At 33.2% G+C, this 16,774-nt stretch carries 12 protein-coding genes; 7 read left to right on the top strand and 5 right to left on the bottom strand.

From position 1 onward, the window contains the following. Window positions 1-288: 288 nt before the first annotated feature. Both FLACOL7796_RS22255 and FLACOL7796_RS22250 read left to right on the top strand, forming a co-directional pair. On the top strand, window positions 289-2,076 hold the full coding sequence (locus tag FLACOL7796_RS22255; protein ID WP_173972976.1) for an ABC transporter ATP-binding protein: 1,788 nt from the start codon (window positions 289-291) through the stop codon (window positions 2,074-2,076). A 38-nt stretch (window positions 2,077-2,114) separates the two neighbouring features. After that, window positions 2,115-3,431 (top strand): porin family protein, encoded by a 1,317-nt coding sequence (locus FLACOL7796_RS22250; RefSeq protein WP_173972975.1) that lies wholly within the window; start codon window positions 2,115-2,117, stop codon window positions 3,429-3,431. 97 nt (window positions 3,432-3,528) lie between these two features. On the opposite strand, the gene FLACOL7796_RS22245 is transcribed toward FLACOL7796_RS22250, so the two are convergent. Continuing rightward, entirely contained in the window at window positions 3,529-4,698 is a 1,170-nt protein-coding gene (locus FLACOL7796_RS22245) for a proline dehydrogenase family protein (protein ID WP_173972974.1), read from the bottom strand. Window positions 4,699-4,968: 270 nt separating this feature from the next. On the opposite strand from FLACOL7796_RS22245, the gene aroB reads away from it, so the two are divergent. The 5 genes from aroB to recQ all read left to right on the top strand — a co-directional run bounded on the left by aroB (window position 4,969) and on the right by recQ (window position 11,480). Next, window positions 4,969-6,036: a 3-dehydroquinate synthase gene (gene aroB / locus FLACOL7796_RS22240; protein WP_173972973.1), complete on the top strand. Its 1,068-nt coding sequence runs from the start codon at window positions 4,969-4,971 to the stop codon at window positions 6,034-6,036. Between the two features lie 299 nt (window positions 6,037-6,335). Then, window positions 6,336-7,739 (top strand): type III PLP-dependent enzyme domain-containing protein, encoded by a 1,404-nt coding sequence (locus FLACOL7796_RS22235; protein WP_055092150.1) that lies wholly within the window; start codon window positions 6,336-6,338, stop codon window positions 7,737-7,739. A 107-nt stretch (window positions 7,740-7,846) separates the two neighbouring features. Next, on the top strand, window positions 7,847-8,815 hold the full coding sequence (locus tag FLACOL7796_RS22230; protein ID WP_007811609.1) for a deoxyhypusine synthase family protein: 969 nt from the start codon (window positions 7,847-7,849) through the stop codon (window positions 8,813-8,815). 7 nt (window positions 8,816-8,822) lie between these two features. Continuing rightward, window positions 8,823-9,230: a DNA primase gene (locus tag FLACOL7796_RS22225; RefSeq protein WP_065450201.1), complete on the top strand. Its 408-nt coding sequence runs from the start codon at window positions 8,823-8,825 to the stop codon at window positions 9,228-9,230. Between the two features lie 141 nt (window positions 9,231-9,371). Then, complete coding sequence (recQ, locus tag FLACOL7796_RS22220; protein WP_173972972.1) at window positions 9,372-11,480, top strand: DNA helicase RecQ; 2,109 nt, start codon at window positions 9,372-9,374, stop codon at window positions 11,478-11,480. 376 nt (window positions 11,481-11,856) lie between these two features. Here recQ and FLACOL7796_RS22215 read toward each other — a convergent pair whose 3' ends face one another. The 4 genes from FLACOL7796_RS22215 to FLACOL7796_RS22200 all read right to left on the bottom strand — a co-directional run. Beyond that, window positions 11,857-12,372, bottom strand: coding sequence for a DinB family protein (locus FLACOL7796_RS22215; protein ID WP_173972971.1), 516 nt, complete (start codon window positions 12,370-12,372; stop codon window positions 11,857-11,859). A 33-nt stretch (window positions 12,373-12,405) separates the two neighbouring features. Continuing rightward, window positions 12,406-14,991, bottom strand: coding sequence for a phosphoenolpyruvate carboxylase (locus FLACOL7796_RS22210; protein ID WP_173972970.1), 2,586 nt, complete (start codon window positions 14,989-14,991; stop codon window positions 12,406-12,408). 87 nt (window positions 14,992-15,078) lie between these two features. Continuing rightward, window positions 15,079-15,558 carry an Lrp/AsnC family transcriptional regulator gene (locus FLACOL7796_RS22205; protein WP_008468989.1) on the bottom strand — a complete coding sequence of 160 codons (480 nt, stop codon included), beginning with the start codon at window positions 15,556-15,558 and terminating at the stop codon, window positions 15,079-15,081. Between the two features lie 77 nt (window positions 15,559-15,635). After that, window positions 15,636-16,774: M14 family metallopeptidase (locus FLACOL7796_RS22200; RefSeq protein WP_173972969.1), on the bottom strand; the 1,139-nt coding region annotated here is incomplete at its 5' end.

Genomic DNA, 16,774 nt, shown 5'->3' with positions numbered 1-16,774 from the left:
CTCTGAACCAGCTGAGCTAATCGCCCTATTTTACTAGGTTGCTATCGTTTGTGATTGCCATGCAAATGTATAGCTAGATTTTGTATTTTCAACTATAAATTCAAAAAAAAATCATTTTATTTTAACCTTTATTTTTATTAATCTATTATTCAGTTAATTAAAAAAGAAAGAAAAACTGATTTTTTTAGGCTTTTAGTTAAAAAATGAAATCCTGAGGCCTAATTTATAATATTACTTTGTGTTCACTTGCTATAATCCTATATTTGCATACCTTAATTGTATACTCAAATGGCAAGATTTAAAGAAAATGATTTACCAAAATCAAAAATTACCGCTACTTCACTTAACAAAGCAACCATAATATTCAAATACGCCGGAAAACACCAATGGAAATTTTATGTTGGTTTGGTTTTTCTTTTATTAACCGGAGCCACTGCCCTCGCCTTTCCTAAATTAATGGGAATGCTGATTGACTGTGTAAAAAACAAAAATAACGATCAGGCCAATCAAATAGCATTAGGTTTAATCGTGATATTGTTTTTACAATCTTTCTGTTCTTTCTTCAGGTTATCATTGTTCGTTAATTTTACCGAAAACACATTGGCCAATTTACGTTTGTCCTTGTATACTAATTTGGTAAAATTACCAATGACGTTTTTCTCTCAAAAAAGAGTTGGAGAACTAAACAGCCGTATTAGTGCAGATATTACTCAGATTCAGGATACTTTAACTTCTACAATTGCAGAGTTTCTGCGTCAATTTATACTTATTATTGGTGGAGTTATTTTATTGGCTACAGAAAGCTTTAAATTGACTTTATTAATGTTGGCCGTAGTTCCGTTAGTAGCTGTGGCAGCGGTAATATTTGGTCGTTTTATTAGAAAATATTCTAAACAAGTACAAGATCAGGTAGCAGAAAGCCAGGTAATTGTTGAAGAAACAATGCAGGGAATAAGTATTGTAAAAGCATTTGCCAACGAATGGTACGAAGTTGCCCGTTATAAAGGTAAAATTAGCGAAGTGGTAAAACTGGCAATCAAAGGCGGTAAATACCGTGGTTATTTTGCATCATTTATTATTTTCTGTTTGTTTGGAGCCATCGTTGCTGTAGTTTGGTATGGTGTGCGTTTAAGTATTGCCGGCGAAATGAGCGTTGGTCAATTAATCTCGTTTGTATTGTATTCTACATTTGTGGGCGCTTCTTTTGGAGGAATTGCCGAATTATATGCGCAAATTCAAAAAGCGATTGGTGCTACCGAAAGAGTTTTTGAATTATTAGAAGAAACTCCGGAGAAAATAAATGCAACACAAAACGCTACTCCATTAGAGAAAATCAAAGGAAATGTTTCTTTCAAAAATGTTGCTTTTAGTTATCCGTCAAGAAAAGAAGTGCAAGTTTTAAAAGATGTAAATTTTACTGCTGAATTCGGGCAAAAAATAGCCATTGTAGGACCAAGCGGTGCCGGAAAATCGACTATTTCTTCTTTATTATTACGTTTTTACGATATAGAATCAGGAGAAATCACGGTTGACGGAAAAAACATTTACGATTATGATTTAGAAAATCTTCGTGGTAATATGAGTATTGTTCCTCAGGATGTTATTCTATTTGGAGGAACTATTAAAGAAAACATTGCCTACGGAAAACCGGATGCAACAGATGAAGAAATTATGCTGGCTGCAAAACAAGCCAATGCTTTGAATTTTGTGGAAGGTTTCCCTGAAAAATTCGAAACAGTTGTGGGAGAACGTGGTGTGAAATTGTCTGGCGGACAACGTCAGCGTATTGCAATTGCGAGAGCATTGCTTAAAAACCCAAGTATTTTAATTTTAGACGAGGCGACATCCTCTTTAGATAGTGAAAGTGAAAAATTAGTTCAGGAAGCGTTAGAAGTATTGATGGAAGGAAGAACAAGTATTATTATTGCTCACCGCCTATCGACTATTAGAAATGCTGATAAAATTTTAGTTTTAGATAATGGAGAAATAACAGAAGAAGGTACACATCAGGAATTAATTAATCTTGAAAATGGTACTTATAAAAACCTAAGTAATCTTCAGTTTAGCAACTATTAAAAAACTAAATGCCTATAATTAATTTTAAATACAACTAAATGCCACATTTAAGACTCGCTTTAATTTTACTATTTATTATTTTAAACACCATTAGTGTTCTTGCTCAGGAAAAACCTTTTAACGTTGTAAACATTACCCCTGACGGTTCAAAATACATCAAATTCGGAATGAATCTTCAGGTTTGGGGAAGGTATTCAGAACTAAATCCTAATAGCAAAATCGGAACCACAGAAGTAAATGACGCTTATGATATTGTGATCAGGCGTTTGCGCTTACAGGCAATGGGAATGCTTACGGACAATATCTTTTTTCATCTTCAGTTAGGTCAAAACAACATCAATTTCACTCAAAATAACGGACCTTCAAATGCGCCGCTTTCAGTTATGGATGCTTTGGGAGAATATCATTTTAGCGATAAACTTCATATTGGTGGAGGTTTAACGAGCTGGGGATCCGGAACAACGCGTTATTCATCAAACAGTTCAGCAACTCAATTGAGTTTAGATACGCCAATGTATCAGCAAATTGCTAATATATCCTCTACTTTTGGCAATCGTAATCTTAGTATATATGCAAAAGGATATTTAGGGGATTTAAGTTATAGAGTTGCCGTTACGAATCCTTATAGAAATACAAATACCAATATTGGTTTTAATTCTTCTGTAAGTCCGGAAACTCCAAGAGCGCAATTTGCCGGGATTTTGACGTATCATTTTTTAGAAAAAGAACAAAATCTTGAAGCTTATAACAGAGGAACCTATTTAGGAACTAAAAAAGTTTTTAATCTTGGATTGGGTTATATGACGCAAGCCAATGCGATGTGGCGTTTGGATACTGATGGTTCAGGTTTGGTGCATCATGATGACATGAAAGTTCTTGGATTAGATGTTTTCTACGATAGTCCAATTGGCGATAATGGTTCGGCAATTACGGCTTATGCAGCGTATAATAATGCACAATACGGAAAAAACTATACTCAGTTTATCTCTATTCCAAATCCTGCGATTGCAGATCCTGCTTTGTTAAATGGTTCAGGAACTGGATTTATTGGCGTTGGAACAGGAAATATCTATTACGCACAAGTTGGATATTTATTCAAAAACTCAGAAAATGCATCAAGCAAAGGCCGTTTTCAGCCTTATTTAGCTGCACAAGTTGCAGATTTAGAAGCTTTAAATACTCCAATGGCGATGTATGAAATTGGAGCCAATTATTATACAACAGGAACTTTTGGACCAAAATTCAGTTTGAATTACCAAAACAGAGCTGTTTATGATAAATCCCTTTTAAATCCTAAATACGTTCAGAGTGATCGTTTAGGAATGGTAGTTTTACAATGCCAGGTTTCTTTCTAAAAAGACTTAAAAATTTCAATAAAAAAAATCCAAATTCCATTCATAACAATTGGAATTTGGATTTTTTTATTACTGTAAACTGTGACTGTGACTGAGATTATTTCCCTTTTCTACGTTTACGTTCTGCCTTGATCATAGATAATTCGCGGCTTGTTTGTCCTGCAACCGAAGTATTTTCTTCAGCACGACGAATCAAGTACGGCATAACATCTTTTACAGGTCCAAATGGCAAATATTTAGCCACATTGTAACCGTTTTCGGCAAGGTTGTAACTAATATTATCGCTCATTCCGTACAATTGTCCAAACCAGATTTTATTATCATTTTTGGCAATTCCTTTTTCCTGCATCATTTCCATCAATTTATAAGAACTCAATTCGTTGTGAGTTCCTGCAAAAATTGACATTATCTCTAAATGCTCTAACATATAATGTACAGCAGCATCATAATTAATATCTGTAGCTTCTTTAGAAACACAAATTGGCGAAACATAATTTTTCTCTTCCGCTCTTTTGTTTTCTTTTTCCATATAAGCACCACGAACCAGCTTCATACCTATAAAGAAACCTTCTTTTTTAGCTACTTCATGTAAGTTTTTCAAATAATCCAAACGATCCCAACGGTACATTTGCAAAGTATTAAAAACGATTGCTTTTTCTTTGTTGTATTTGCGCATCATTTCGGTAACCAAATCATCAGCAGCATCCTGCATCCAGCTTTCTTCACCGTCAATTAATAAAGCCACATCTTTTTTGTGTGCTTCACCACAAACATGATCAAAACGAGCTACTACTCTATCCCATTCTGCTTTTTCTGCAGGAGTTAAGGTTTGTTTTTCTCCTAATTTTTCATACAATTCAAAACGACCAAAACCTGTTGGTTTAAATACAGCAAACGGAATCGCTAAACGTTCTTTAGCAAATTCTATCGTTTTTAAAGTCATTTCTAAAGCAGCATCAAACTGCTCTTCTTCTTCTTTTCCTTCAACAGAATAATCCAGTACAGACGAAACGCCTTTGGTAAACATTTTGTCTACTACTGTAATACAATCATTTTCGTTTACACCACCACAAAAATGGTCAAAAACAGTTGCACGAATTAATCCTTCTACCGGAAGATTTGCTTTTATAGCAAAATTGGTAACAGCAGTTCCTATCCTTACTAAAGGTTGGCTGTCGATCATTTTAAAAAGAAAATAAGCTCTATCAAGTTCTGTATCGCTTTTTAACGAAAATGCAACTTGAGTGTTATCGAATATTTTTTCCATTAAGGTCAGTTTTTTATGCAAATATAGATAGAGTTTTGAATATTATTTACTAAAACATACCATAATTTTTAATATCGTTAACAAAATTATGCGAGAACTAAATTTATTAAGTAAGAGTTTACTTTATTATGAAATATTATTTGTCAAAAAATAAAATCACGGGCAGAAATCTTAATTAGAATCATTCATTATAAAACAAATTAGCACAAAACTTTGAATATTATTTCCTTAAAAATGCCTTATTTTGCGGTTTCAATTAACTACGGAAATATGCAATCAATTCAAGCGAACAATTATCTGGTACATTTTAACCAAAATGCCTACGAAGCCCTAAATAATCATTTAAAAGAAAACAAATACTCTAATTTGTTTATTATAGTTGATAATGAAACAAATGAGCATTGTTTACCAAAGTTTTTGCCTTTACTTGAAACTGATCTGACTATAGAAATTGTTGAATTTGAATCTGGCGAAATAAATAAAAATATTGATACTTGTATCGAAATCTGGAAAGTGCTTACAGAACTTGGTGCGGATAGAAAATCGCTTGTTATTAATCTTGGTGGCGGTGTTGTTACTGATTTAGGAGGATTTGTAGCTTCTACCTTCAAGCGTGGAGTTGACTTTATTAATATACCTACTACCCTATTATCTATGGTTGATGCTTCTGTTGGAGGGAAAACTGGTGTTGACTTAGGGAATCTTAAAAACCAAATAGGTGTTATTAACGTACCTCAAATGGTATTAATTGATACAGATTATCTTGAAACTTTACCACAAAGCGAAATGCGTTCAGGATTGGCTGAAATGCTTAAGCATGGTTTAATATATGATGCAGCTTACTGGAAACAGTTTTTAGATCTAAATGCGATTGATTTTGCTGATTTTGATGAATTAATTTACCGTTCTGTAGAAATTAAGAATGAAATTGTAATTCAGGATCCAACAGAAAAAAATATTCGTAAAGCATTAAATTTTGGTCATACTTTAGGACATGCTATCGAAGGTTATTTTTTAGAAAGTGAATCAAAGAAAACATTGTTACATGGTGAGGCCATTGCGATCGGTATGATTTTAGAAAGTTATATCTCTTTGTATAAAAACTTAATTACAGCGGCAGAATATGCCGAAATTAAAACGGCAATTAAAAGCATTTATGATGATGTAATAATCGAAGAAAATGACATCGATCCGATCTTAGAATTGCTAATTCACGACAAAAAAAATGAATACGGTTTGATACAATTTGCCTTAATTGAAGGAATCGGAAAAATAAAAATTAATCAATCCGTTGAAAATAAATTGATTCTAGACGCGTTTCAAGATTATAAATCTTAAACTTTTTTTAATAAAAAGCTTTGCTTTAGGTATATATTATTTTTTACATTTGCCACGATGAAAACAAACAATAAACAAAGACAATTTAGTTCTTATAGAAACCGGCTCAATAGTTCCTTGCTAAGGATGTTGAACCGTTTTTATACAAGTAAAAGTCCGTTTTATTGCGACGTTTTTTTGTACTCAAAAGCAGAACATGAAAAACTGCAAATTGTATTTGCAAATATTAGGGTTTGAATTTTAGATTTAGCACAGTTTACTAAATAAAAAAAATCACAATTCTTAATATCGAAAACTAAATGAATACAAAATATTCTGATCTAATTAATCAAACTTACTACTTTCCACAAACGGAATTTAAATTAAACAAAGACAACTTACAATTTCACAATATCGATTTGATGAAATTAGTTGAACAATACGGTACGCCATTAAAATTTACCTATTTACCACAGATTTCTGAAAATATTAATAAGGCAAAAGCCTGGTTCAGAAAATCGATGGAAAAAAACAAATACGACGCAAAATATTACTATTGTTATTGCACAAAAAGCTCTCATTTTGAATACATTATGAATGAAGCTTTCAAGAATAACATTCACATCGAAACATCATCAGCTTTTGATGTTAATATTGTAGAGAATTTGCTTGAAAATGGTAAAATCAACAAAAGTACATATGTTATTTGTAACGGATTTAAAAGAGACGAATACATCACTAATATTGCACGATTAATCAATAGCGGACACAAAAATACTATTCCGATTATTGATAATTACGAAGAACTTGATTTGCTTCAGGCTGAGATTAAAGGAAAATTTAAAATCGGAATTCGTATTGCAGCCGAAGAAGAACCTAAATTTGAGTTTTATACATCAAGATTAGGTATTGGATACAAAAACATAGTTTCTTTCTATAAAAAACAAATTCAGGAAAATGACAAGTTAGAGCTTAAAATGCTTCACTTTTTCATTAATACCGGAATAAACGATACATCATATTACTGGAATGAGTTGGTAAAATGTATTAAAGTATACATTGCGCTTAAAAAGGAATGCCCTACTCTTGATGGCTTGAACATTGGAGGTGGTTTCCCTATTAAAAACTCATTGGCATTCGAATATGATTACCAATATATGATTGATGAAATTATAAATCAGATTAAAATAGCATGCGATGAAGCCGAAGTTGACGTTCCTAATATCTTTACAGAATTTGGATCTTTTACTGTAGGTGAAAGCGGTGGCGCTATCTATCAGATTTTGTATCAAAAACAACAAAATGATAGAGAAAAATGGAATATGATCGATTCGTCTTTCATTACTACTTTGCCGGATACTTGGGCTATAAACAAACGTTTTATCATGCTGGCGGTCAACCGTTGGAACGATACTTACGAGCGGGTTTTATTAGGAGGTTTGACTTGTGATAGTGACGATTATTACAATTCAGAGCAAAATATGAACGCCATTTATTTGCCTAAATACAACAAAGAAAAGCCATTGTATATTGGTTTCTTTAATACTGGTGCGTATCAGGAAACCATTGGAGGATACGGAGGTTTACACCACTGTTTGATTCCGCAGCCTAAACATATTTTGATAGATCGCGACGAAAACGGCATTTTAGCAACTGAAGTTTTCTCAGAACAGCAAACTTCTGACGATGTATTGAAGATTTTAGGATATACTAAAAAAGTATAAAAAAAAACCTGTAAATTAAATGTTAATATCTATAAAATTATTAATTTGCAGTACCATCTAAAAGGTTAAACTTTTAATTCAAAAAAAAACAAAAAAACAAAAGCAAAATGAAAGGACCAATCAGTCAGTTTATTGAAAAACATTATCTACACTTTAACTCTGCTTCTTTAGTTGATGCTGCAAAAGCATACGAACAACAATTAGCAAATGGTGCTAAAATGATGGTAAGTATGGCTGGCGCTATGAGTACAGCAGAAATTGGTAAAATTTTTGCCGAAATAATTAGACAAGATAAAGTACAGATTATTTCATGTACTGGAGCCAATCTAGAAGAAGATATCATGAATTTAGTAGCACACTCTCACTACGAAAGAGTGCCTAACTACCGTGATTTAACACCAGAAGACGAATGGGCTTTACTTGAAAGAGGGTTAAACCGTGTTACAGATACTTGTATTCCTGAGCACGAAGCATTCCGTCGTTTACAAAAACACATTTACAAAATCTGGAAAGATGCTGATGACAAAGGAGAACGTTATTTTCCGCATGAATTCATGTATAAAATGTTGTTATCCGGAGTTTTAGAAGAATATTACGAAATAGATCTAAAAGATAGCTGGATGTATGCAGCTGCAGAGAAAAACTTACCTATTATTGTGCCAGGATGGGAAGATAGTACGATGGGGAACATCTTTGCTTCATACGTAATCAAAGGAGATTTAAAAGCTTCTACTATGAAGTCAGGAATTGAATACATGACATTCCTTGCAGATTGGTATCCAAAAAATAGCACAAACGGAATTGGATTTTTCCAAATTGGTGGTGGTATTGCAGGAGATTTTCCTATTTGTGTGGTACCAATGTTGTATCAGGATATGGAAATGCATGATATTCCGTTTTGGAGTTATTTCTGTCAGATTTCAGATTCAACAACAAGTTACGGGTCATATTCCGGAGCTGTTCCAAACGAGAAAATTACTTGGGGTAAATTAGATATTAAAACTCCAAAATTTATTATTGAGTCGGATGCTACGATCGTTGCTCCGTTAATTTTTGCTTACTTATTAGATTTATAGGATATTTATGAAAAGAGTTATAGTAGACTACGCTAAACTTACCAACGAAATTTTGAACCTTTTGGTAGAGAAATTTCCTGATGGTTATGATGATTCGGATGTAATCCGTTTTAGAAATGCTAAAAACGAATTGATCGAAGCTGTTGAAGTTCGTACTGAAGACACTATTTATTTAGTAAAAATTAGTACTAAACTTGCTGACAGAATCGAGAATTACGATGAAGATGACGACATCGATCTTGATGTTGATACAATCGAACCAGTAAAAGGTCTTGATCTTGACGATGATAGCGATGACGATGACGATGATGATGCGATAGACAAACCAGATACTGATGGCGGAGATGATGATGACGATGAGGATAAAGATCCGGATGATATTGCTGATGAAGATGATGAAGACGACGAAGATTAATTTTTATCTTTCTAAATAAATTAAAGGAACTCTATTTGGGTTCCTTTTTTTATTAATTCTACAAAATCATATTCTTAAATATAAGAAAAATATTATATTTGAACTTTTTATTATATTGAGAAATTATTAAATATCAGCCTTATGAATTCAGAAATTTTACACGCCAAACTAAAAGAAAATTTCGGTTTCGAAAAATTCAGACCCAATCAGGAAACTATCATCAATACCATACTTTCTGGTCAGGATACCTTAGTGATAATGCCAACTGGTGGCGGAAAATCAATTTGTTTTCAGCTACCTGCTTTGGTTTTACCCGGAATTACCATTGTTATTTCTCCTCTAATTGCCCTGATGAAAGATCAGGTCGATAGCTTGAAAACCAACGGAATAAATGCCTGTTATATCAATAGTAGTCAATCGAGTGAAGAACAGCAATTTTATATTGATAATCTAAAATCAAATAAATTCAAACTCGTTTATATTGCACCTGAAAGTCTTTCTTATCTTGATGTTGTTTTTAATGAATTAACAATCAGCTTAATTGCAATTGACGAAGCGCATTGTATTTCATCCTGGGGACATGATTTTCGTCCGGCGTATACCAATTTGGGATATTTAAAAAGCCGCTTTCCTTCTACTCCTGTTCTGGCTTTGACTGCGACAGCAGATAAAGCAACGCGAACAGATATAACAAAACAATTAAATTTAAGAAACCCAAAAACTTTTGTCGCTTCGTTTGATCGAAAAAACTTAAGTCTCGAAGTTCGTCCCGCATTAGATCGTGTAAAACAAATTATTGATTTTGTTGAAAATAAACCCAATGAATCCGGAATTGTTTATTGCTTGAGCAGAAAAACAACCGAAGAACTGGCGCTGAAACTCCAAAAAAATGGAGTAAAAGCAAAAGCATATCATGCCGGTTTAGAAAATAAACTTCGTGCAAAAACACAGGACGAGTTTATTAATGATGACTGTCAGGTAGTTTGTGCGACCATTGCTTTCGGGATGGGGATCGACAAGTCAAACGTACGTTGGGTGATTCATTACAACTTACCAAAAAATATAGAAGGATATTATCAGGAAATTGGTCGTGCCGGTCGTGACGGATTGCCGGCTGAAACTATTTTGTTTGAAAGTTATGCTGATGTAATTCAGCTTCAGAAATTTGCCTCAGAAGGATTGAATTCAGATGTTCAGTTGGCAAAACTGGAAAGAATGAAACAATATGCGGATGCTTTGAGTTGCAGAAGAAAAATTCTGCTTTCGTACTTTGGTGAGCTCGTAAAAGAGAATTGCGGAAACTGCGATATTTGCAAAAATCCTCCAACTTTTTTCGATGGTACGATTCTCGCGCAAAAAGCACTGTCGGCAATTAGCCGATTACAGGAATCTGAGCCTTTGGCTGTAATTGTAGATTTTTTGCGTGGCTCGAGAAACGCGTATATCTACGAAAAAAATTATCAAGAGCTAAAAACGTACGGAATTGGCGCCGACATTTCATGGTACGATTGGAATCAATATTTAATTCAGCTTATAAATTTAGGGTATTGCGAAATTGCCTTTCATCAACACAATAAAATTTTGCTTACTCCTTTTGCAAAGAAAGTTTTGTTCGAAGGCGAAAAAGTAAAACTAAATACTGTTGTTAAAAAAGTAATTGACAAAAACGAAATTAAGGAAACTAAACCTAAAGCAGCAAAAAGTTCTCTTTTTGAAATTCTTCGAAAATTACGTTATGAAATTGCCAAAGACGAAGAAGTTCCTGCTTATGTCATTTTTAGTGATGCCGCGTTAAGGCATATGGAAACTTTTCGTCCTATGAGTGACGAAGAATTTCTGGCAATTGATGGTGTTGGTAAAGTAAAACTGGAAAAATACGGTCGGGAATTTATAGATGCGATTGTGTATTATGAAAATGCAAAAAAAACAAAAGCCAAAGCAAAAAAAGAAGGCAACACCTATAAGACAACTTTAGAAATGTTTGAAAGTGGCGACACGGTTGAAGAAATTGCAGAAAAACGAAATCTCGGACAAACCACGATTGTTTCTCATTTAGCAAAATTATATGTTGATGGTCATGATTTAAATCTAACTCAATTTGTTTCTGATCACGAGGTAAAACTACTTCATAAAGCACAAGTAGAATTAGAATACCCAACTGCGCTTAGATCTTATTTTGATTATTTTGAAGAAAAAATGTCTTACGATAAAATTAGATTTGGACTTGCTATTGTCGAGAGGAATAAGTAGTGTCATTGCGAGGAACGAAGCAATCTCACTAAAAATTCGACAAAGATTAGTTAATGCAAATTTTCAGGAGCTAATCCCGCTATGCGTTCCACCCGAGCGATAGCGAACTGACGAAGTAATCTTTTGTGGCGAACACCGCCACAAAAGGATTTCCACTTCTATCGGGGCTAGGGCAATTATTTTTATAATAATGTTTTCGTCTAGTTGTCATCCCGAGGAACGAGGGATCTCCGCAAGAAACTAACACAAAGATTATCGAGCTACTAGCGAAGATCCCTCGTTCCTCGGGATGACAAACTGAAACGTGCGTACTTAAAAAACATAAAAAATCCTGTGAATCAATTTCACAGGATTTTTATATATTAAAAAAGTAAACTTACAAATACCTTTCTTCAAAGACTTTTTGATGATGCTTTTGATGTCCGATAATTACAAAACCTAAAGCGCCAGCTGAAATTTGATGCGACGAAGCAGTTCCAACTCTTTTAAGTTGTTCTTCAGATAAACTTTTGTAAAACAGTAAAGTTGAATGTCTTAAAGCAGAAAGTTCTGTTAGTAATTCCTGAATACTTCTTTTATTAGCAGCCGTATTGTCTACATAATCGTTCTCTTCAAATCCTGGCAAAACGGTTTTGTCATTTCTTGAAAAACGCAAAGCGCGATAAGTAAAAACGCGTTCGGAATCAATCAAATGCTGAATAATATCTTTGATTGTCCATTTTCCTTCAGCGTAACGATAATCAAATTTATCCAAAGGAATATTTTGTACAAATCGTATAAAATCATGAAGCGAAATTTCTAACTCTTCAATTAAGTTTACTGCTCCGGCTTCGCGAACATAATTAGCAAAAGGACCTGAATATTCTGTTTCTAATAACTGATCTGAATTCATATTTACTTTTTTTGCAATTCTTTAATATCAAAATTATGCAGAGTTTCTACTCGCATTCGTGTTTCCAAAAAGTGATCTTGTTACGATTTTCTCGTACACTTTTATCAACTCTTCATCAATCTCAGTTTCTTTGTTCAATTCATTAATTCTTAACAAAGCATATTGTTGTATTGTCAACAATGGCAATACAATACGCTCTCTTACCTGAATCGATGCTATACCATCAGGATAATTCTCCATAAGAGTTTTGTGTCCTGCAATTTTCAATAAAAGACGTTTTGTTTCCTGGAATTCATCAAAAATAATTTGCCAGAATTCACCAAATTCAGCGTCATTTCTCATGTAAGCTGTTAAAGGTAAAAATGATTTTGCCAATGACATCATACTGTTTTCAAGCAGCGTTTTAAAGAATAAAGAATTGTGATACAAATCGTGTACTTTATCCCATTGTCCTGATTCTTCAAAATATTTTAATGCTGATCCTACTCCAAAAAATCCAGGTACATTTTGTTTCAATTGACTCCATGAACCTACAAAAGGAATCGCTCTTAAATCAGCAAAATCTAATGATTCGGATTTGCTTCTTTTTGATGGACGGCTTCCGATATTCGTTTTAGAGTAGTATTTCAACGTACTCATTTTCTCTAAATACGGAATGAATTTCGGATGATTCTTAAAGCTTAAGTATTTCTCATAACCTAAATCTGCTAATTGCGTCAAAATCTGAGTTTCGTCTGCGCTTAACTCATTTTTTTCTTTACTGAATACCTGATTGGTTACACCGGCAGTCAATAAATTTTCGATATTATAACGACAAGAATCTAAAGTTCCAAAATTAGAACTGATTGTTTGTCCTTGTACAGTAATCTGAATTTCGTTATTCTCGATCTTTGGTCCTAAAGAAGCGTAAAACTTGTGCGTTTTTCCTCCACCACGAGCCGGAGGTCCACCGCGTCCGTCAAAGAAAATAGCTTTAATGCCATATTTTCTAGACATTTCTGTAAGTGCAATTTTAGCCTGATAAATACTCCAGTTCGCCATTAAATAACCACCATCTTTAGTTCCGTCAGAGAAACCTAACATGATTGTTTGTTTGTTTCCTCTTACTTGCAAGTGTTTAGAATATTCAGGATTAGTATACAACTGCTCCATAATATGATGTGCGTTTTGCAAATCATCAACAGATTCAAAAAGTGGAATAATATCTACAGTTGGGTTTTCCCAGTTATTCAGGCGGATCATAGCAAAAGTTTCCATTACATTCAGTGCGCTTTCATTATTGCTAATGATGTAACGATTCGCACCAAACTCACCATTTGCATTCTGAATTGTTTTAATTGCCTGAACAGATTCTAAAGTAGATCTTGTAATTTCATTTTCAAAATCAGCCGGATTCAATTCGCCTTTAACTTTAGATAAAACAACTAGTTTTTCCTCTTCACTTAAATCAAAATAATTTGAAGGAAATATTTCAGAACCTGAATTCAAATAATGATTTACTACATCCTTGAATACAGCATCATGAATTTTACTATTCTGACGAATATCTAAAGTAGCAAAATGGAAACCGAAAAGATTAATTTTTACCAAAAAAGCTTCGAGATCATCTAAATAAAGAGACTGATGCTTTTCGATTATAATATCGCGAATAAGATTTAATTGCGTCAATAACTCGTCTAAAGTGATGTAAATTTCGCCTTTAGAATAAAAAACTGAACGATAAAGTTTGTGTTCAAGTTCAGCTACCAAAGTATCTACTCCTGAGAAAGTTAACTTACGTTTTAAATTTCTCATTTCGATATAATAACACTTTAAAATCGAAGTACGTAAACGTTCCGCAACTTTAAGGGTAATTTCAGTAGTAACGAAAGGATTTCCGTCACGATCTCCTCCTGGCCAGAACCCTAATTTTATTAATTGATTCTGAATCGCATTTCCTCCAAGAATATTTTTTTGTAAATAATGAACAATTTCGCCTGAAGTAGCGTAAAAAACGTTCTCTAAATACCAGATCAAACTAACCGCTTCATCGTAAGGATTTGGTTTTTCGTTTTGGATAAAAGGTGTTTTTCCTAATTGCGCTAACAATTCTTTAATTTTTAATAAATCATTCAAACGAATTGCTTCTGTTAAATCATTTATAATTCCTAAAACTGGTCCAGGATAAAATTGTGTTGGATGCGCTGTTAAAACCGTTCTAACATTAAAATTTTCTAAGAATTCGATCAATTCCTCATCTTTCTCCTTAGCATCTGATTTCTCTTTGATATCGCGCAAAGATCCACGCCCTTCCATATTATTAACTTCCGGAAAAGCAGCGTCTTCTATAGCATCAAACAATACAATCTGACGTTCTGTGTACTGAATAAATCGAAACATTAAATCGATTTTATCTTTTTCGGTAGCGTTGTTTAAATATCGATTAGAGAAAAAATCGAAAATTTCTTTTGGTGTTTCTTGTTTTTTAAATCCCGTTTCGCATGTCTCTGTAAATAAAGGAAGTAAAGCTCCTGTGTTATCTATAGAATCAAAAGGCAATGTTATAAATACACTATTATAAATGTGGTATTTTGAAAGAACATCTTGATTAAAGCGTTCAATTTTAGGTAACGTGTACATAATCTATTGTAGTTGTGGTTAATTAGTCATAAAAAAACCCCAAGAATAAACTTGAGGTTATATTTTAATATAGCATTCAAGAAAAAATTACATATTTTTAAAAATAGTATGCATCAAACGCTTCTTATCGTTGATACTTTCTTCTAATGAAATCATAGTTTCTGTTCTGTAAACACCATCGATATCATCGATCATGAAGATAACTTCTTTTGCGTGCTTAGTGTCTTTTGCTCTAATTTTGCAAAAGATGTTGAATTTTCCTGTCGTTACAGAAGCTACTGTTACGAACGGAATTTGATTGATTCGCTCTAATACAAATTTAGTTTGAGACGTATTATTAAGGAACACACCTACGTATGCAATAAATGAATACCCTAATTTATCGTAATCCAAAGCCAATGAAGAACCCATTATTATTCCTGCGTCTTCCATTTTCTTAACCCTAACGTGCACTGTACCAGCAGATATCAATAGTTTTTTTGCAATGTCAGTAAACGGAACTCTCGTATTGTCTATTAACATATCTAAAATCTGGTGATCTACTTCATCTAAACGAAATTTACTCATAATTCTTTAATTAATATTACTAATTGCTATTACAAAGTATAAAAATATATATAAAAAACAACAAATTCACATAAAAATTAACTTTTTATCAATCCGTTAACAAATTTAACATTTTTATTTAAATAAAAATCTGCTTTTTGATTCGATTTCGGAAAACCACTAAAGTCATCAGAATAAATTGCCCCTTTCGCATCGTATTCATAATGTCCAAAATAATTTTCCAATTCGCCCGCTTCAACTATGTAAGCGTTAAAATGAATCTTATTTTCAATCAATTCTTCTTTGTATTGTGCGACAAAATTCGTAATAATTTCGATACCATCATAATTTATTTTGATATTTTTATACATAAAATCATAAAAAACGACTTTATTTTGTGAAATATTCAAATAATCATTAATTCTATTATCAACTAAATCGTTTTCGCCAATGAGTTCGAAACTTGAAAAAAGTGAGAAAAATATGAACTTTCGAGTGATTTCGCGTTCGTAATCATGAGGAAAATGCCCTGCTTCGAATAAAATTGTTGGTACTCCTAAAAATTGAAACGTATCCCCTATGCAATTGATATTAAATGAGTCATCAAAGCGTCCTACCTGCCCCGGAATATACTTTTGTAATACATCATTAATACCTGCAATTACATTAATTGCTTTTAAACGGTTGTCATTTACCTCTCTTTCTTCATTATAAGAAGGAGCTAAAAACGAAACTGTAGCAGGCTTGCCTGTGTCTCCTGCGCCAAATATAGTACGCTGATCATGCAGGTTAAAACAATAATGAGGTTTGAAACTTTCAAAAACTTCTCTTAATACCTTGCTTTCGGGTTGAGTCAGGTTTTGAGAATCTCTGTTTAAGTCAATTTTATTGGCATTTTCACGAGTATAAAGCCTTGCGCCATCCGGATTTAAAATAGGGATACAATAAAACGTAAACGTTTTAAGCATTTTCTCCGCAATTTCAGATCCGCTGTTTAATACATTAATAAAGTCAAACAATGCTTTTGTGGTAGTGCTTTCGTTTCCGTGCATTTGCGACCAAAGATATATACGTGTTTCCCCGGTTCCAATTTGATAACTATAAATAGGTTCGTCTAAAACCGATCTGCCAATTATTTGTACCTGGTTATTGGTATTTAGTTTATCTAATAAAGGTTGAATATGATCTAAAGTCAGGTAACGACCTTGTATTGTTTTTTCTTTGTATTGGCTGAATA

It is taken from the genome of Flavobacterium bizetiae, from assembly GCF_902804475.1.
Taxonomy (GTDB): Bacteria; Bacteroidota; Bacteroidia; order Flavobacteriales; family Flavobacteriaceae; genus Flavobacterium; species Flavobacterium bizetiae.
Note: the sequence above shows the minus strand (reverse complement) of the source record. Positions and strands in the feature narration are given on the sequence as shown.